The following is a 17,553-nucleotide window of genomic DNA, read 5'->3' as shown; positions in this document are numbered from 1 at the left end:
AAGCGTAAGCAAAAATCTATGATTTGCTTTATGTAATTGGAAAATTTATATAAAACTAAAGAACAAAAACAGGTGCTTTCAAATGTATATACTCTTTTAGGTTATCACAGATCAGCTTATGAGATTTTTAAAGAAACTGTTGAGAGTAATAACACAAAAGAGGTTTCTAAATTATATGTATTGGAGCAAAAAGCAAAATCACATGAAAACAATTTTATAATTAAAGATGTTGGAAAGGTCAAAGAAAAGAAACATCAGACGGAATTAGTATTATCTGATTTTGTTGCTACTGAAAATGATCCAGATAAGTTTGAAATTCCAGAAAAAGAAATTGTTATATTCAATAAAACTATAAAAGGAAAATAAGAATTTTTCTTCCTGATTCTGATTTTAGAAAATATGCAGATACCATTTCTGAATATTTATCCTGGCTTGCAGATTGTAAAAAGGATTTAATTGAATTTTATAATCAAAACAATGAATTTACAGACAAACAGGCAGATGATGACTGGTATAACACTTTAGATATTTACCGAGCGGTTGTAACAATTAAGAAGTCTAAAGATATAGAAGCTTTTGTTGCCACCGGAGATACCTTTTCAGAAGATCATATTCTTGATTTTGAAATAGTAAACAAAACGATTATTTTAATGAATTATGACGGATAATTTTTAGCCGCAGTTTTCTGATGAACTAAAACTGAAAACTGCGACTGAATACTTTTTTAATGTCCTTCCAGCAAATCAGGTCTTCTGTTTTTAGTGTGTTCATAAGCCATATCTTCACGCCATTTATCAATTTTGGCAAAATGTCCGCTCGTTAAAACATCAGGAACTTTCCATCCTTTATAATCAGCAGGTCTTGTGTAAATAGGTCCTGAAAGTAGATTGTCTTGAAAACTGTCTGTTAAAGCTGAGGTTTCATCGCTCAAAACTCCTGGAATTAATCGAATTAAAGCATCAGATAAAACTAAAGCACCTAATTCACCGCCAGATAAAACATAATCGCCAATAGAAATTTCTTTAGTAATAAAATGATCTCTTACACGCTGATCAACACCCTTGTAATGTCCGCATAAAATGATAATATTTTCATACATCGACATTTTGTTGGCCATTTTTTGGTTTAATGTTTCACCGTCCGGCGACATATAAATGATTTCATCATACTCGCGTTGGCTTTTTAAGTGTGTGATACAATCGTCAATTGGCTGTACAGTCATTACCATTCCGGCACCTCCGCCAAAAGGATAATCATCAACACTTTTTTGTTTGTTGGTTGTATAGTCGCGTAAATTATGAAAATGTACTTCTACTAAACCCTTATCAATAGCACGTTTCATAATCGATGCCTCAAACGGGCTTCTTAATAATTCCGGCAAAATCGTTATAATGTCAATTCGCATTGTTTTTCTTCAAAAGTTTGCTGCAAAGATACAAAGTTAATATTTGAAGTTTTAATGATTTAATATTTGAAACCTTTAGGTGTGCTAAATTGAAATATTTGAACATTGAGAATAGTTTAAGTTAATGTTTATTTAAACTATTGATAATCCTTGGTTTGTTTCTTCTTTTTAGAGAAAGGTTATTTTTATAAAGTAATAAGCCAAAATATAAAAGATGAAAAAATATGCATTATTAACCATGATCGTAATTCTTGCCTCGTGCTCAAGTTCGAAAAATACTTTAGACGGTTTGACGGGTAAAACGAGACATAGCCTTATTAAAAGCTGGGGATTTCCTATTCGAACTGTTAACAATGCTCAAGGGCAGATATTGGTTTACGCAGATCAAGTTTATAAAAATTCTAATAATACAGAATCGAGAATTGCTGGACCAAGTTATTGGAATTATACCTATATATACATTGATTTTGAAGGAAAAGTGTATTCATATAAAAATGAAAAGCAGAATTACCCGCCTCAGCAAATCGTTTTTACGAATTAATTTTAATATGCTTTTTTTTTTGTTTAGTAGTTTGTAATCAATGGAATAAGGTTGTTTGTTTAAGTGAATTATTATTAAATTTAACTACTTTTATTGAAGCTTAAAATCAATAATAGATGAAAAAAGGAATAATAATACTTGCTGTAATTTTTGTACTTGCTTCTTGTAACAACCAAAATCAATCAAAACCAATGGATATCACACAAAATGAAAAAGTAATAAAGCAATATTTTGAATATTTTAATAGCCATAATTGGGAAAAAATGGCCGAAATGTATACTGAAACAGCCGATTTTAAAGATCCGTCATTAGGACAAGGAATTGTAAAGCAAACTCGCAAGCAAATTCAGGAAAAATATGCAGCATTAAATGAAGTTTTTCTAGATTTAAAAGACAGTATTGTTCAAATATATCCGTCAGGCGAGAAACACATAATTGTTGAATTTGTTTCAAGTGGTACTGCTCCTGATAATTCAAAGTTCGAACTGCCAATCTGTACTATTTTTACAGTCGAAAATGGAATGATTACAAAAGATTTTACTTATTTCGATAACTTTGAAGAAGAAGGCGAAAAGTAAAATAGAGTGAGGAAAAATGAATGAAAAAGGAGAAATTATAAATTAAAGATCCTGAAATTGCTCTAGATGACTTTATTCGTGATTTTGAAAATCAATTTGTGTAGTTTTAAGTTTTACTTTTTCTTATAAAGATGGTAACAAGAAGAAATTTTATAATAAACAGCAGTATGGCAGGAGCGGCAGTTTTAGTTTTGCCGTCATTAGCATTTAGTATGGAAAAAAAAGAAATTGGCCTGCAGTTATATACACTGCGTGAGGAACTTCCAAAAGATGTAAAATCAACTTTAAAGAAAGTATCAGATTCTGGTTATTCTATTGTTGAAACTTACGGATTTTCAATCAAAGATCAGTTTTGGGGATTAACTCCTTCAGAATTGAAAAAGATTTTGGATGAAAATGATTTGAAAGCCGTCAGCGGTCATTATAATTTAGGAAGTTTTCTTTATGATGGAAATAAAGAAGAATTGGTTGCCGCTATTAAGGCAGCAAAAGTTTTAAAAAGTGATTTCTTAACCGTTCCATGGATTGACGAAGCGTATAGAAAAAATAGTGATGATTATAAAAAAATTGCCGCACGTTTGAATGAAGCCGCTAAAATGTGTAAACAAGAAGGATTAAAATTTGCGTATCATAACCACGATTTTGAGTTTCAAAAACTAGAAAACGGTGCTACAGGTTATGATATTTTGCTAAAGGAAACAGAAAAAGATTTAGTGTTTTTTGAATTAGATTTGTACTGGGTTGCCCGCTCAGGCAACAATCCTCTTGATTTGTTTGCTGCAAATCCGTGGCGTTTTAAAATGTGGCATGTAAAAGATATGGATAAAGAAAACCAGAGTTTGAATACTGAAATTGGTTCAGGATCTATTGATTTTAAGCCTTTTTTCAAGCAACGAAAAATTGCGGGAATGACGTATTTTTTTGTAGAGCAGGAGAATAATTATAATCCCAATACTATTGATTCAATTAAAACCAGCTGTGATTTCATTTCAAAAAACTTAATCTGAATAAGAAGTAATTTATGAAGAAACTTGTTTTGTTGGTGTTAGTAATTTTTTGTTCTTGTCATTCAAATAAGAAAGAAGAAAATAATTCAAAGTCAAAGTCACAGTTAAACGCACAACCAATTTTACCGCCTCAACCTTATTTTGTAGCTATTAAAGATAATGATGTTAAGCTTGAGGAACCAGTTTTTGGCGATTGGTTGTTTTCTCATAAAGAGAAAGGACAAAGTTTTGAGCAATTTGTTCGAACTAAACATGTTGTCCCAACAAAAGAAGAGAATATTATCTATTTGAAACCAATTGGAAAATTTAATTCTTCACAATTAAAACAGATTGAATTGGTTCGTCAATACTTGCAAATATTTTTTCAGCTTGAAACCAAGGTTTTGGAAACGGTTTCAAATGATATTATTCCAAATCATGCCAGACGAATTGGAGATGTTGGACAAGAACAATTTTTAGCGGGATATATTTTGACAGATGTTTTGAAAGAAGAAAGTCCTGATAAAAGAATTGCACTAATGGCAATAACTGAAAAGGATTTGTACCCAAAACCAGAATGGAATTATGTTTTTGGGCTGGCTTCTTACAGAGATAAAATTGCGGTAAGTTCTATTTACAGAATGCAGAAAGAGGCTGATTTTAATTTATGCTTAGATCGATTGCTGAAAATTTGTTCGCATGAGATTGGGCATATGTTTGGTTTGCATCATTGTATTGAAGTAAATTGCGTCATGAATGGAACCAATAGTATGGTAGAAACAGATAAACATTCTATTAGATTATGTTCCCTTTGTCAAAGAAAATTATATTCGGGGTTTAAGTATGATAATGTAAAAAGGTTAAAAGAATTAGAAAAATATTTTAAGGATAACAATTTAGCTGAAGGATTACAGTTAACAAAAAAAGACCTTAAAAGCATTCAATAAAAATTAAATAATATGAGTTTCGGTACAAGTAAAGAGTTTATTAAAGGAGATGAAATAGAATGGGAAGTAGTAGGCGAAGGAATCAAACGTAAAATATTGGCTTTTGATGATCGCGTTATGCTTGTTAATGTACATTTTGAAAAAGGAGGAATTGGTGTTTTGCACGAACATTATCATTCTCAAGTTACTTACGTTTCAAGCGGTAAATTTGATGTTACAATAAGCGGTGTTACACAGACTTTGAAAGAAGGAGATAGTTTTTACATTCCACCTCATGCTATTCATGGTGTTGTTTGTTTAGAAAGCGGCCTTTTAACGGATGTTTTTAGTCCAATGCGTGAAGATTTTATGAAATAAAACAGTTCTCAGATACTGCATAATTGGTATAAAAAGGCTTGGTTTTAATGGAGACTTTATAAATTTTATAATTTTTTTAAAGTTTTGGTTCCAATTAGAATAGTATTTTTGCAAAATGAATTTATCTAAAACGAATGTCCTTTTTATGGCAGTTTGCACTGGTCTTATAGTTGCAAATCTTTATTACTGCCAGCCTTTAATTGTTTTAATTGCCAACGAATTTAAAATTCCAGAAGCCAATGCCGGAACTATAACCTATTTAACTCAGGCGGGTTATGCTATTGGGTTGTTTTTTATGGTGCCGCTTGGCGATAAACTAGAACGTAAAAAACAAATTTTAATAACCACTTTTGCTTCTGTAATAGCATTACTTATTGCCGCAGTGGCCAAAAGCTTTTTGGTTTTACAAATTGCGTCGTTATTAATTGGAATTACATCAATTGTACCACAGCTTATTTTGCCCTTGGCGGCCTCATTGAGCACTCCTGAACAAAGAGGAAAAGTAATTGGAACCATTATGAGTGGTTTGTTAGTAGGAATTCTTCTTTCTAGAACTTTAAGTGGTTTTATCGGTCAGATTTTAGGATGGAGATCGATGTTTTATATCGCAGCCGGGATTTGTCTTTTGATCTTTTTCGTTATTCAAAGTAAATTCCCTGTGAATAAACCTCAGTTTAAAGGTACTTATGGCGAGTTGATAAAATCTTTGTTTACACTTATAAAAACACAGCCTGTATTACGTGAAGCAACAATGATCAATGTTTTTAGCTTTGCTCAATTTGGTGCGTTCTGGACCACTATGGTTTTACTGCTTTCTGGTGAACCATTTCATTTTAATAGTGCAACAATTGGTTTATTTGGTATTGTTGGTGCTTCTGGAGCATTGGCTGCGCCTTTGGTTGGGAAAATTGGAGATAAAGGAAATTCTAGAATTGCAGTTGGCTATGGCTGTTTATTGATTTTAATAAGCTTTTTGATATTCTATTTTTCTATAGAAAGTGTAATCGGAATTGCGATTGGAATTGTGTTTATTGATATTGGAATTCAAGGCGTGCACATTTCAAATCAAACCCGAGTTTATTCTCTATTACCCGAAGCCAGAAACAGGTTAAATACCGTATTTATGTCATTTAGCTTTTTAGGAACCGCAGCGGGATCTGCATACGGATTATTGTTGTGGAAATTAGGCGGATGGCACGCTGTGGCAATTGGCTGTATGGTGTTGTCATTATTAGCATTAGCCGTTTACGGACTTACTTATAAATCAAAATCTAAAAAAATAGAAAGCACAAATTGATAAAAAATTAATTTGTAAATTTGCAATCAAATTAAAAATAACAACAATGGAAAACGGAATATACGCTAAATTCAACACTAGTAAAGGTTCGATTTTAGTAAAACTAACACACGATTTAACACCAGGAACCGTAGGGAATTTTGTAGCTCTTGCAGAAGGAAATATGGAGAATAAAGTAAAACCTCAAGGACAAAAATTTTATGACGGATTAAACTTTCATAGAGTAATTCCTGATTTCATGATTCAAGGAGGATGTCCAAAGGGAACTGGAACTGGAGATCCAGGTTATAAATTTGATGATGAATTTGTATCAAGCTTAAAACACGATCGTCCAGGAGTTTTGTCTATGGCAAATTCTGGTCCAGGAAGTAATGGTTCTCAGTTTTTTATTACTCACGTTCCAACTCCTTGGTTAGACGGGAAACATACTGTTTTTGGTCATGTTATCGAAGGACAAGATGTAGTTGATGCTGTTGCTCAAGGTGACGGACTTGAGACTTTAGAAATTATTAGAGTTGGTGAAGAAGCTCAAAAATGGAATGCAATTGAAGCTTTTATTGGTTTAAAAGGTGCTCGTTTGAAACGTGAAGCAGCTTTAAAAGCAGAATCTGAAGCAAAAATGGAGCAATTAGCTGCTGGTTTTGATAAAACAGAAAGCGGTTTACGTTATAAAATGATTCAAAAAGGTGATGGTAAACAAGCTGAAGCAGGAAAAACAGTTTCTGTTCACTACGAAGGATCTTTAGAAAACGGAAAAGTTTTTGATTCATCTTACCCACGTAAAAAACCAATCGAATTTAGATTAGGTCAAGGTCAAGTTATTGAAGGATGGGATGAAGGTATTGCTTTATTACAAGTTGGAGACAAAGCTCGTTTTGTAATTCCTTCTGATTTAGCTTACGGACCATCAGGTGCAGGAGGAGTAATTCCGCCAAACGCAACTTTGATTTTTGACGTTGAATTAATGGATGTAAAATAATAAAACTGATAAAGTTTAAATTGATTTTAAATAGAATCCCATTCGCCTTGTCGAATGGGATTTTTTTTATATTTACTTAAAAATAAATCAAGGCAATGAAAACAAAAATTCTAACTTTAGCAGTTGTAACGTTACTTTTAGCGTCGTGCGGTACAAAAAAAACGAGTGCTGCAACAGCAGAAACTTCTGCTCCAGCTTCTAAAACGGTAAAAGCCGAATTAACTCCTGAATTGGCAGAGGGTAAAAATTTGTATGATAATAGTTGTGCAAGATGTCACAAATTGTACGAACCAAAAGATTTTACGAAAGAAGATTGGCAGCCAATTTTGGTGCGTATGCAGAAGAAAGCAAAGTTAGATGATGTGAAAATGGCATCAATAACAAATTATATTCATTCGCAATTATAATTTGCTCTTAAGAAATGATAATTAAAACTATTCAGTAAGTCTATTGAATAGTTTTTTTTGTTTTAGATAGATATAAAAAAAACACCGTCACAGAATGAGGTGTTTAAAAAGTTATAAATTATGTACAGCCGTATTGTCTACTGCAATTATTTTCAAAGTCTTTATGCCAGCAGGTAATTCCCAATCGACTTCGTCATTTTCTTTAAATCCGATGATAGCAACGCTTAATGGAGCAAGAATCGAAATTTTAGATTGTTTTACGTCTGCAGATGAAGGTAAAACGATTTGAATTTTCATTTGTTTGTTCGCCTTTACATCTTCAATCGTTACAAAAGAATTAATTCGGATTACTGAACTATCCAGTTCGCCTTCTTTACTAATAACTGCGCGGTCCAATTCTTGTGAAAGTTGATTTGCTTCTTTAGTATTTGTTGAGTTTTTACTTTTTAATATCAATTCTCTTAAAAATTGATAATCTGTTTTACAGAATGTGGGTGTCGGTTTCATATATCTATATTTTATTATTATAATTTAAATGTTTGTACTTTAGTTTTGTTCTTCGTTCAGGCTGGTTAGATAATTTGTTAATTCAAAAAAAATCAAATTGTAGATTTAGTACAGTAGATGTTTTTGGAATTGTTGGATTAAAAAAAGCAAAAAATTATTTGAGAGAAGTTACTCTTTCAAATAAAAATAAATATTAAAATGTGGTATAAATCCTCCGCCTGAAAGAAGAAATTGGAATAGACGGAGGCCTAATTAATAAAGGCCTTACTATGTGAAATAAAAACAGCACCAGACAGTTCTCTTCTTAAAGAAGACAACAACAGGTAAACTGTAAATATTGTTATAGTGCTCAAAATGAGTATTTGTTTATTAGAAAGTACAAAGATAGGTAAACTTTTTTAAAGGTGTACACTCTTTATTTCCATTTGATATTACAGCCTATACTTGGTTTTTGAATTGTATTTAAAGAACGATTGTAAATCAAGGCATCAATGGCACTTCTTAAATCGCTTCCGCTTAACGGAATTCCGTTTCCGGGTCTTGAATCATCAAGCTGTCCTCTGTAAAATAATCGATTTTGACTATCGAATAAATAAAAGTCAGGAGTACAAGCGGCGTCATAAGCTTTTGCAATTTCCTGTGTTTCATCAAATAGATACGGAAAATCAATTTTGTTTTTAAAAGCAAATTCAGTCATCATCTCCGGCGAATCTTCAGGATATTTTTCAATATCGTTGCTTGAAATAGCTATTACACCAAGTCCTTGAACGCGATAATCATTTGCAATCATTACGATTTCTTTGATTACATGAAGAACAAACGGGCAATGATTACACATAAAAATAACAAGAGTTCCTTTTGATCCTTTCAAATCTTCAAATGAATATTCATTATTAGAATTGGTATCTTTTAGATAAAAATTGGGAGCAATTGTTCCCAAAGGAATCATATTTGAAGGAGTTCGTGCCATTTTTATAAAAAATTAGTTCTCAAAAATAGGGTTTAATTTCTGTAAAAAAAAGAGCACAAGAATAATTCTTCTCAAGCTGCTTTTAAGAGTAAAGGCAGTTCTAAAAAATAGGCGGCAGAAATAATGAAATTATGAACAAAATTTATAGGTTTGTAAATAATCAAAAATTAAAAAATGGATTTAACTTGGAACGAATTTGAAAGAACAGATATGAGAGTTGGAACTATCGTTGAGGTAAATGATTTTCCTGAAGCGAGAAAACCGGCATATCAACTAACCATAGATTTTGGTGCCGAAATTGGCATTAGAAAATCATCTGCACAAATTACAAAACGCTACCAAAAAGAAGATTTAGTAAACAGACAAATTGTGGCAGTTGTAAACTTTCCTAAAAAACAAATAGGAAAATTTATGAGCGAATGTCTTGTTCTTGGCGCTGTAGGCGAGGAGGGAGATGTTATTTTGTTAGCTCCCGATTTTAAGATTGAAAATGGGCTTCGTATAGGGTAGTGTTCAGTGTTCAGGTTTTTAGTGTTCAGTTATTTACTTATCTAAAACTGAATACTAAAAACCTGAACATTGATTACTTATTAATATTCGATATCAGCTTTTGCAAAATCGCTTGCCCTTCTTCCCAATATTTTAAATCAGAATCGGAGTTAATGTGGCCTTGTCTTCCAACATTTACAAAATCACTTCCCCATTTTTCAGCAAAATACTGTTTTCTTTCAAACAAAGAGTAAGGATCATTTTCGCTGGCTACAACTATAGACGGAAATGGTAATTTGTAAAGCGGCATTGGCGAAAAATTTCTAATAACATCAGGAGTGTGTTCGGGCGAATCGACATCGGCGGGAGCGACCAATAATGCGCCTGCGATATTTTTTGTGTTATTTGTTTCTGCCCAGTGTAATACTAAAGAAACGGCTAAACTGTGGGCGACCAAAATAGTTGGTTTGTCAAGTTTTGAAACTGCTTCATTTAAGCGGAATATCCAATCTTCGCGAACAGGTTTGTCCCAATTATCCTGAACTAAACGGATAGAATTTTTAAATTTCTCATGCCAAAAGGTCTGCCAATGTTTGTCGCCTGAGTTTCCCAAGCCGGGTAATATTAATAGTTGTATTTCCATTTCGTGGAATTTTTATATATTAAAATGGTTAGTTTAAAAGTTTAGATTTAGTTTTATCTCGACTAAATTTATAGAGTTTAAATATATAAAAAAAGTCCAAAATGTGAATCATTTTGGACTTGTACTTTTTAAAAAGTTATAGTAGGACTAAATATCGTCAAAATCGATATCTGTAAAGCTAGATCTTTGTCCTTCAGGTTTATCAGAACTGTATTCTTTTTTAAAATCTTTTTGATGTCTTTCAGAAATTACTTCTTCGCCTTTGTGGTTCAAAACGTATGAAGTCATTTCTTCTAATATTTCGGCAAAAGCACTAAAATCTTCTTTGTATAAATAAATTTTGTGTTTTTTAAAAATGAAAAGAACCATCTTCTTCAGTAAATTTTTTACTCTCAGTAATTGTGATATAATAATCGTCAGCTTTAGTAGCTCTCACATCAAAGAAATAAGTTCTTCTTCCTGCTCGTAATACTTTAGAAAAAATCTCTTCTTTTTCTAACATGTCATTTTCTCTCATAATACGTTCTATCATTTTTTGGAATTAATAGTACTCAAAAATCATAAAAAATTATCTATTACGCAACAATTAAAGTAATTCTTTTTCCGAAAGTTGTTTTAAATATAACGATGAATAATAGCCCTCCTGATTTATTAATTGATTATGAGAGCCTTGTTGAATGATTTTACCATCTTCTAAAATTATAATTTTATCAGCATTCTTTGCAGAGGAAACTCGATGACTCACTATTATTGTAGTCTTATTTTTACATATTTCAAAAAGGTTATTCAGGATTGTTTCTTCTGTTTCGGTATCTACCGCAGATAAACAATCGTCAAAAAGTAAAATGGCTGGATTTTTTATAATTGCCCTCGCAATCGACACACGTTGTTTTTGTCCGCCCGAAAGCGTGATTCCTCTTTCGCCCAAAACAGTATCGTATTGTTTGTTGAAAGCGGCAATATTATCATGTACAACAGCACTTTTGGCAGCTTCAATCACTTCTTCATCTGTTGCGTTTTGATTGCCAAATTTGATATTGTTTTTAATCGTATCCGAAAATAAGAAAGCATCTTGAGGAACAATTCCAATATTATTTCGCAAATCATTTAAGTTTAAAGTACTGATTTCATTTCCGTCAATCGTTATTCTTCCATCAGTAACATCATACAAACGTGATATCAAGGATAAGATAGTCGATTTTCCAGAACCAGTTTTTCCTAAAATGGCCAATGTTTCTCCTTTTTTTACCGTAAAAGTGACATTTTTTAAAGCTTCAATGTTGGTATCTGCATAAGTAAAATTTACATTTTCAAAAGCAATTGAACCTTGAATATCAGATGAGTTTGGATTGTTGTTTTTGATTTCTGGTTCGATTTTCAAAAATTCATTTAAACGTTTTTGAGATGCTTCCGCTTCCTGAACCATAGATGAAACCCATCCTAATGAAGCAACAGGCCATGTAAGCATATTTACATATAATATAAATTCGGCAATAGTTCCAATATTTGGAATTGTTCCGTTAATATACATTACGCCTCCAAAATAAATCACAACCAAATTACTGATTCCAATAAGAGCAATCATTAAAGGACCAAATAACGATTGAACTCTTGCAAGACTTAAGCTTTTACGTTTGCTTTCTTCTGCAAGATCAATCATGTTGTTTTGATGTTGATTTTCTAAGGAATAGGCTTTTATAACTCTAATTCCTGAAAATATTTCCTGCGAAAAACTTGAAACTTTTGATAAGTATTGTTGAAAGGTTGTGCTTCGCTTATTGATTTCGGAACTTAGTTTGAAAATGCAATACGATAAAATTGGTAAAGGCAGAATAGTATATAAAGTAAGTAAAGGCGAAACATTATACATATATAGTATAACAATTGCAAAACGAATAAAAGTATTTATAGAATACATTACTGCAGGACCTACATACATACGAACTTTAGAAACGTCTTCACTTATTCTGTTCATCAAATCTCCGGTACGGTTTTGCTTGTAGAAGTTCTGAGAAAGATTTTCGTATTGTTTAAAAACCTCGTTTTTCAAATCAAACTCAATATGACGCGACATTACAATTAAAGTCTGGCGCATTAAAAAAGTTAAAAATCCTCCGACAATGGCACTTGCGGTGATTAATAGTGCATTATGAATTAATTCTCGCTGATAGAAATCGACAATGATTGCAGAGTTTCGATCTGTTTCTGATAATTTTAGAAAGCGCTCAATCACGTCAAAACATTTGCTGACTAATTTTGGAGTAAATAAGAAAAATATTTGTGCGATTATGGTGATTAAAATACCTAAAGAAAAACTGTATTTGTACTTAATGAAATATTTGTTTAAATAGCTTAATTCTTTCATTTTTTTAAGAGATTCAATATTGAATTGATTTAATTTTATGAATTATTCTTAATTAAAATTATAATAAAATGCAATTAAATCAGAAATAATATATTGTATAATTGTTATTATATAGATAAAAAATTAGCACAAGTGTATTTTTTGTTTAAGTTTGAGAAGTCTTTTTGACAAATTCATAATTTTAACTAATTAATACTAGCGCTATGGATGCAGCTTTCGCAACTGGAAAGGAACTTCAAAAAATGGATCCTGTTTTTGGTCAATTATCTTTTGACGATCACGAACAAATTGTATTTTGCAATGACAAAGATACAGGTTTAAAAGCAATTATTGGTATTCATAATTCGGTTATGGGTCCAGCTTTAGGTGGTACTAGAATGTGGAATTACAATACTGAATGGGAAGCGTTAAACGATGTTTTACGTCTTTCAAGAGGTATGACTTATAAATCAGCTATCACCGGTTTGAATATCGGAGGTGGTAAAGCAGTAATTATTGGTGATGCTAAAACGCAAAAAACACCTGAGTTAATGCGAAAATTTGGTGAGTTTGTTCACTCTTTAAGCGGAAGATATATTACGGCTGAAGATGTTGGAATGGAAACTAAAGATATGGATACTGTAAGAGATGTAACTCCTTACGTAACTGGAATCTCTGAAGAAAGAGGTGGTTCTGGAAATCCTTCTCCTGTAACAGCTTACGGTGTTTATTTAGGAATGAAAGCGGCTGCAAAAAGCCAATTTGGTTCTGATGTTTTAGACGGTAAAAAAGTTTTAGTTCAAGGAATTGGACACGTGGGTGAAACTTTGGTTGAATATTTAACTAAAGAAGGAGCTCAGGTAACGATTACTGATATTAACGAAGAAAAATTATATCAGGTCGCTTCAAAATACAATGCGACAATTTATACTGGTGAGGATTTATATACTGCAGATGTTGATATTTATGCGCCATGTGCAATGGGAGCGACTATTAACGATAATACAGTTAACAAAATTAAAGCTAAAGTTATCGCTGGTGCTGCAAACAACCAATTGGCAGACGAGAATGTTCACGGTGCGAGATTACAAGAAAGAGGAATTTTGTATGCGCCAGATTTCTTAATCAATGCTGGTGGAATTATCAATGTTTATGCTGAATTAGAGCATTATGGTAAAGCAGAAATTATGGCAAAAACCGAAAATATCTATAATACTACTTTAGAGATTATCGATTATGCTGTGAAAAACGGAATGACTACTCATAAAGCTGCACTTACAATTGCTCAAAATCGTATTGATGCAAGAAAAATTGAAAACGCTAAGAAATAATTAGTGTTCAGTGTTCACTTTTTTTAGTGTTCAGTTATTATAGTATTAAGTCTCAGTTTACAGTTTTAGCTGTAAGCTGGGACTTTTTTATATGGATATAGAAAGTGACTACTAAAATACTGAACACTGTAAAGAAATACTGATCACTAAAATACTGACCACTGATTACTGTAAAGAGAGACTGACCACTAAAATACTGATTACTGACCACTATAAAGAGAGACTGATCACTATAAGCGGAGACTGACCACTAAATTCTGAAAACTGACCACTAAAACCATTACTTTTTTGCGAATAAATTTTAATATAAGGATTGAAATTCCTAATTTTGCAGACTAATTTTTAAATGTTCTTACAAGGTGGTAAATAGAAGACACATACGCGTTAAAGTAATGCAGTCCATTTATGCAATGCATCAAAGCGGTTCTGATAATATGGAAAAAGAAGAGAAGTTTCTTTTTTACAGCATTGATAATATTCAGGATTTATATCTTATAATGCTTTCTTCGTTGATTGAAATTTGCAAAAAAGAATCTGTTTTTTTACATCTTTCGAGCAAAAAACATCTTGCAACTGCTGCAGAACGTAATCCGAATGAAAAATTCATCAAAAACAAAATTTTTCAACTTCTTGCCGAGAGCAATTCTCTAAGTATCGCTTTAGAAAATCGTAAAATCAACAACTGGACGTTAAACGACGATTATATCATTTTACTTTTAAATGATATTAAAGCAAGTGATTTGTATAAAAAATACATGAGCAACAACGTTAATACTTTTGAGGAAGACAAACAGTTTATTGCTGATCTATTTGCTGAAGTTATTGTTCCAAACGATAAATTATACGAATATCTTGAAGACGATAAATTAACTTGGGTTGATGATATTCCGGTTGTAAATACACATATCATTAAACAATTAAAAGCAATTAAAACCGAAGATCCAGACGATTTTAGAGTTCCTAAATTGTATAAAGATGTTGAGGATAAGGATTTTGCTAAAGATTTATTTAGAAGAACAGTTTTAAACGAATCTGTTTTTGCTAAAGAATATGATGATAAAACACCAAATTGGGATAGTGAAAGGATTGCTGAAATTGATACGATTATCTTAAAAATGGCAATTTGCGAATTCTTGAAATTTCCTTCAATTCCAGTAAAAGTAACTCTTAACGAATATTTAGAAATTGCAAAAGAGTATTCTACACCAAAAAGTAGTATTTTTATCAACGGAATTTTAGATAATCTTGTTAAGGAACTTACAGCCAATAAAAAAATGGTTAAAGTTGGAAGAGGACTAATGTAAAAAGGATAAATTCCAGTTTATAAATTCAAAAAAAAATATTAATATAAATCAAAAACAGAATTTCAATTATGGGACAATTAACTCAATTTGCGCCATTTCTATTAATGTTTGTGGTAATCTATTTCTTCATGATCAGACCACAGCAAAAAAGAGCAAAAAACGAAAAAGAATTTGAAAGCAGCCTAAAAGTAGGTGATAAAATAATTACAAAAAGCGGTTTCCACGGTAAAGTTGTTGAGCTTGCTGAAACTTCAGTTATCATTGAAACAATGTCTGGAAAATTAAAAATAGAGCGTTCGGCTATTTCTATGGAAATGAGCGCTGCTTTGAATAAAAAAGCTTAATTTTTTAATTACAATATCGAAAATCCCAAATTCCACAATGGAGTTTGGGATTTTTTTGTGACATAATTCAACACAAAAAGAAAAACCTTTGTCAAAGTTTAAAACTTTGACAAAGGTTTTGTATAACGTGGAATTTAAATTTTTAAATACTACCTGTATTTATCATTCAGTCCAACATTTGCTAATATCATCGGAATCACTTTTTCGATTCTCGAAAGCTTCGTTTTTTCCTGCTTAGCACTTTCGATATATTCTAAAAATTCGTACTGCTTGTAAGGGGTGAACTTTTGAAAAGCTTCTTTTAAAGCTGGGTTTTGAATCATTTCTTTTTCAAGAAGTTCAGATATTATCATTTCCTTTTTTGAAGGTTTAATGATTTTACCCTGCTTTTCATTTTCAATAGCTTCTAAGATATATTCTAAAACCTCTTTTTCGTTTACTTCTTCTTTCGAAGTAAAACGCCATTGACGCATAGATTTTGTTTTATCTTCCTGAGCATTGATAAGTCTCTTTTTTTCGTCTTTTAGAAAAACTCCGTTAAGAAACCAAATAGCAAAGTAATTTTTAAAACCTCCAATTCCAATAACATTTTTTTTGTCGTAAACGTAAATAGGGCCGCCCCATTTTATGGTTTCAACTAGTTCAGTTTTATCAATAATTGACTTCAGGAAAAGTAATTCTTCCTGCCAATTATTGACTTTGTCCCAAACGTGTTTTTTGTCAGAATTAGGCTCCAATTATTTTTTCTTTTTAGGTTTTTCGGCTGCTTCAAAAATTCCTGGAATTGCAGTAAGTTCTGCAATTTTTACAATAACATCTGTTGCTTTCTGAATACTTTCAGCAGGAACATATTCGTACTTTCCATGAAAATTATGTCCACCAGCAAATATATTTGGACAAGGTAATCCCATGAAGGACAATTGAGAACCATCAGTTCCGCCTCGAATTGGCTTTATGATTGGTTTTATGTCTAGTTCTCGCATCGCTTTTTCTGCAATATCTACAATATGTTTAACAGGAAGTACCTTTTCTTTCATATTGTAATATTGATCTTTTACTTCAGCAATTACAATATCTTCACCAAATTTCTTAGCAAACTTCTTGTTGAATTTTTTAGCAATTTTTGCGATTAACTCTTTACGTTTTTCGAATTTCTTTTTGTTGTGATCACGAATAATTAATTCTAAAACAGTTTCTTCTATAGTGCCTTTTATATGATGCACATGGAAAAAACCTTCGTAACCTTTTGTTTCTTGCGGTGTTTCACCTTTTGGAAGTTCATTGATAAAATCATTTGCCAGCAGCATTGAGTTTATCATTTTTCCTTTGGCATATCCTGGGTGAACGCTTTTTCCTTTGAAGGTAATTTTTGCACCAGCTGCATTGAAATTTTCGTATTCTAATTCACCAATTTGGCTTCCATCCATTGTGTATGCCCATTGAGCGCCAAATTTTTCAACATCAAAATGATGTGCACCGCGGCCAATTTCTTCATCTGGTGTAAAGCCAATTCGGATTTTCCCGTGTTTAATTTCTGGATGCTGAATTAAGTATTCCATTGCAGAAACGATCTCTGTAATTCCAGCCTTATCATCGGCACCCAACAAAGTAGTTCCGTCAGTTGTAATGATAGTTTGTCCTTTATATTGCAATAGATCTTTGAAATAATCTGGAGATAAAATGATGTTTTTTTCGGCATTTAAGACAATGTCTTTTCCATCATAATTTTCTACAATTTGTGGTTTTACGTTTGCACCGCTAAAATCTGGAGAAGTATCAAAATGAGAAACAAATCCAATTGTTGGCACCTCATGATCAACATTACTTGGCAGAGTTGCCATGATATACGCTTTGTCATCTATAGTAACATCTTGTAAACCTATAGTTTTTAGTTCTTCAACTAATTTGTTAGCAAGATTCCATTGTTTTTCTGTACTTGGAGTAGTTTTCGAATTCGGATCTGATTCGGTATCAATTGTTACATAACTGATAAAACGATCTATGATGTGTTGCATTTTTTTTAATTTTTAGCAAATATAAGTAATTTTTTCAGCAGATATATTTAGTAAGTTGTCTCTAAAAAACAAAAAAAGGNTTCTGAAAACAGAATCCTTTTTTAATATG

The 17,553-nt window shown here is 31.8% G+C and carries 20 protein-coding genes and 1 pseudogene; 13 read left to right on the top strand and 8 right to left on the bottom strand.

The window, feature by feature from the left end:
* Window positions 1-72 precede the first annotated feature (72 nt).
* Window positions 73-366: a hypothetical protein gene (locus BOW55_RS15530; RefSeq protein ID WP_129024853.1), complete on the top strand. Its 294-nt coding sequence runs from the start codon at window positions 73-75 to the stop codon at window positions 364-366.
* Window positions 367-724: 358 nt separating this feature from the next.
* On the opposite strand, the gene trmD is transcribed toward BOW55_RS15530, so the two are convergent.
* Window positions 725-1,405 carry a tRNA (guanosine(37)-N1)-methyltransferase TrmD gene (gene trmD, locus BOW55_RS15525; RefSeq protein ID WP_129024852.1) on the bottom strand — a complete coding sequence of 227 codons (681 nt, stop codon included), beginning with the start codon at window positions 1,403-1,405 and terminating at the stop codon, window positions 725-727.
* A 214-nt stretch (window positions 1,406-1,619) separates the two neighbouring features.
* Here trmD and BOW55_RS15520 point away from each other — a divergent pair, with 214 nt between their 5' ends.
* The 8 genes from BOW55_RS15520 to BOW55_RS15485 all read left to right on the top strand — a co-directional run bounded on the left by BOW55_RS15520 (window position 1,620) and on the right by BOW55_RS15485 (window position 7,497).
* Window positions 1,620-1,946, top strand: a complete 327-nt coding sequence (locus BOW55_RS15520; protein WP_129024851.1) for a hypothetical protein — start codon at window positions 1,620-1,622, stop codon at window positions 1,944-1,946.
* A gap of 116 nt (window positions 1,947-2,062) precedes the next feature.
* Window positions 2,063-2,524 (top strand): nuclear transport factor 2 family protein, encoded by a 462-nt coding sequence (locus BOW55_RS15515; protein WP_129024850.1) that lies wholly within the window; start codon window positions 2,063-2,065, stop codon window positions 2,522-2,524.
* A gap of 131 nt (window positions 2,525-2,655) precedes the next feature.
* On the top strand, window positions 2,656-3,531 hold the full coding sequence (locus tag BOW55_RS15510) for a sugar phosphate isomerase/epimerase (RefSeq protein ID WP_129024849.1): 876 nt from the start codon (window positions 2,656-2,658) through the stop codon (window positions 3,529-3,531).
* 14 nt (window positions 3,532-3,545) lie between these two features.
* Window positions 3,546-4,457, top strand: coding sequence for an archaemetzincin family Zn-dependent metalloprotease (locus BOW55_RS15505; RefSeq protein ID WP_129024848.1), 912 nt, complete (start codon window positions 3,546-3,548; stop codon window positions 4,455-4,457).
* 12 nt (window positions 4,458-4,469) lie between these two features.
* The gene (locus tag BOW55_RS15500; RefSeq protein WP_089055408.1) at window positions 4,470-4,814 is read left to right on the top strand and encodes a cupin domain-containing protein; all 345 of its coding nucleotides are present in this window, start codon (window positions 4,470-4,472) and stop codon (window positions 4,812-4,814) included.
* A gap of 145 nt (window positions 4,815-4,959) precedes the next feature.
* The gene (locus BOW55_RS15495) at window positions 4,960-6,111 is read left to right on the top strand and encodes an MFS transporter (RefSeq protein WP_241686589.1); all 1,152 of its coding nucleotides are present in this window, start codon (window positions 4,960-4,962) and stop codon (window positions 6,109-6,111) included.
* A 46-nt stretch (window positions 6,112-6,157) separates the two neighbouring features.
* Window positions 6,158-7,090 carry a peptidylprolyl isomerase gene (locus tag BOW55_RS15490; protein WP_129024846.1) on the top strand — a complete coding sequence of 311 codons (933 nt, stop codon included), beginning with the start codon at window positions 6,158-6,160 and terminating at the stop codon, window positions 7,088-7,090.
* Between the two features lie 95 nt (window positions 7,091-7,185).
* Complete coding sequence (locus BOW55_RS15485) at window positions 7,186-7,497, top strand: cytochrome c (RefSeq protein WP_129024845.1); 312 nt, start codon at window positions 7,186-7,188, stop codon at window positions 7,495-7,497.
* A 111-nt stretch (window positions 7,498-7,608) separates the two neighbouring features.
* Here BOW55_RS15485 and BOW55_RS15480 read toward each other — a convergent pair whose 3' ends face one another.
* Both BOW55_RS15480 and BOW55_RS15475 read right to left on the bottom strand, forming a co-directional pair.
* On the bottom strand, window positions 7,609-8,004 hold the full coding sequence (locus BOW55_RS15480; protein WP_129024844.1) for a GreA/GreB family elongation factor: 396 nt from the start codon (window positions 8,002-8,004) through the stop codon (window positions 7,609-7,611).
* Window positions 8,005-8,419: 415 nt separating this feature from the next.
* The gene (locus BOW55_RS15475; protein WP_089055413.1) at window positions 8,420-8,974 is read right to left on the bottom strand and encodes a thioredoxin family protein; all 555 of its coding nucleotides are present in this window, start codon (window positions 8,972-8,974) and stop codon (window positions 8,420-8,422) included.
* Window positions 8,975-9,148: 174 nt separating this feature from the next.
* On the opposite strand from BOW55_RS15475, the gene BOW55_RS15470 reads away from it, so the two are divergent.
* On the top strand, window positions 9,149-9,484 hold the full coding sequence (locus BOW55_RS15470; RefSeq protein ID WP_129024843.1) for a tRNA-binding protein: 336 nt from the start codon (window positions 9,149-9,151) through the stop codon (window positions 9,482-9,484).
* 73 nt (window positions 9,485-9,557) lie between these two features.
* On the opposite strand, the gene BOW55_RS15465 is transcribed toward BOW55_RS15470, so the two are convergent.
* The 3 genes and pseudogenes from BOW55_RS15465 to BOW55_RS15455 all read right to left on the bottom strand — a co-directional run bounded on the left by BOW55_RS15465 (window position 9,558) and on the right by BOW55_RS15455 (window position 12,471).
* On the bottom strand, window positions 9,558-10,106 hold the full coding sequence (locus BOW55_RS15465; RefSeq protein ID WP_129024842.1) for an alpha/beta hydrolase: 549 nt from the start codon (window positions 10,104-10,106) through the stop codon (window positions 9,558-9,560).
* A gap of 147 nt (window positions 10,107-10,253) precedes the next feature.
* Window positions 10,254-10,623 (bottom strand): annotated as a pseudogene (locus BOW55_RS15460) (PUR family DNA/RNA-binding protein).
* Between the two features lie 69 nt (window positions 10,624-10,692).
* Window positions 10,693-12,471 (bottom strand): ABC transporter ATP-binding protein, encoded by a 1,779-nt coding sequence (locus tag BOW55_RS15455; protein WP_129024841.1) that lies wholly within the window; start codon window positions 12,469-12,471, stop codon window positions 10,693-10,695.
* Between the two features lie 203 nt (window positions 12,472-12,674).
* Between BOW55_RS15455 and BOW55_RS15450 the strand changes: the two genes are divergently transcribed.
* The 3 genes from BOW55_RS15450 to yajC all read left to right on the top strand — a co-directional run bounded on the left by BOW55_RS15450 (window position 12,675) and on the right by yajC (window position 15,429).
* Window positions 12,675-13,781, top strand: coding sequence for a Glu/Leu/Phe/Val dehydrogenase (locus tag BOW55_RS15450; RefSeq protein ID WP_089057618.1), 1,107 nt, complete (start codon window positions 12,675-12,677; stop codon window positions 13,779-13,781).
* A 392-nt stretch (window positions 13,782-14,173) separates the two neighbouring features.
* On the top strand, window positions 14,174-15,085 hold the full coding sequence (nusB, locus tag BOW55_RS15445; protein WP_129024840.1) for a transcription antitermination factor NusB: 912 nt from the start codon (window positions 14,174-14,176) through the stop codon (window positions 15,083-15,085).
* A 68-nt stretch (window positions 15,086-15,153) separates the two neighbouring features.
* Window positions 15,154-15,429 (top strand): preprotein translocase subunit YajC, encoded by a 276-nt coding sequence (gene yajC, locus BOW55_RS15440; protein WP_089055418.1) that lies wholly within the window; start codon window positions 15,154-15,156, stop codon window positions 15,427-15,429.
* Window positions 15,430-15,578: 149 nt separating this feature from the next.
* Here yajC and BOW55_RS15435 read toward each other — a convergent pair whose 3' ends face one another.
* Window positions 15,579-16,166 (bottom strand): YdeI family protein, encoded by a 588-nt coding sequence (locus BOW55_RS15435; RefSeq protein ID WP_129024839.1) that lies wholly within the window; start codon window positions 16,164-16,166, stop codon window positions 15,579-15,581.
* Window positions 16,167-17,444: a peptidase T gene (pepT, locus tag BOW55_RS15430; RefSeq protein ID WP_129024838.1), complete on the bottom strand. Its 1,278-nt coding sequence runs from the start codon at window positions 17,442-17,444 to the stop codon at window positions 16,167-16,169.
* Window positions 17,445-17,553 lie beyond the last annotated feature (109 nt).

The organism is Flavobacterium sp. YO12 (assembly GCF_004119495.1).
In the GTDB taxonomy this organism is placed as follows: Bacteria; Bacteroidota; Bacteroidia; order Flavobacteriales; family Flavobacteriaceae; genus Flavobacterium.
The sequence above is the reverse complement of the archived record's forward strand: the minus strand, read 5'-3'. Positions and strand labels throughout refer to the sequence as shown.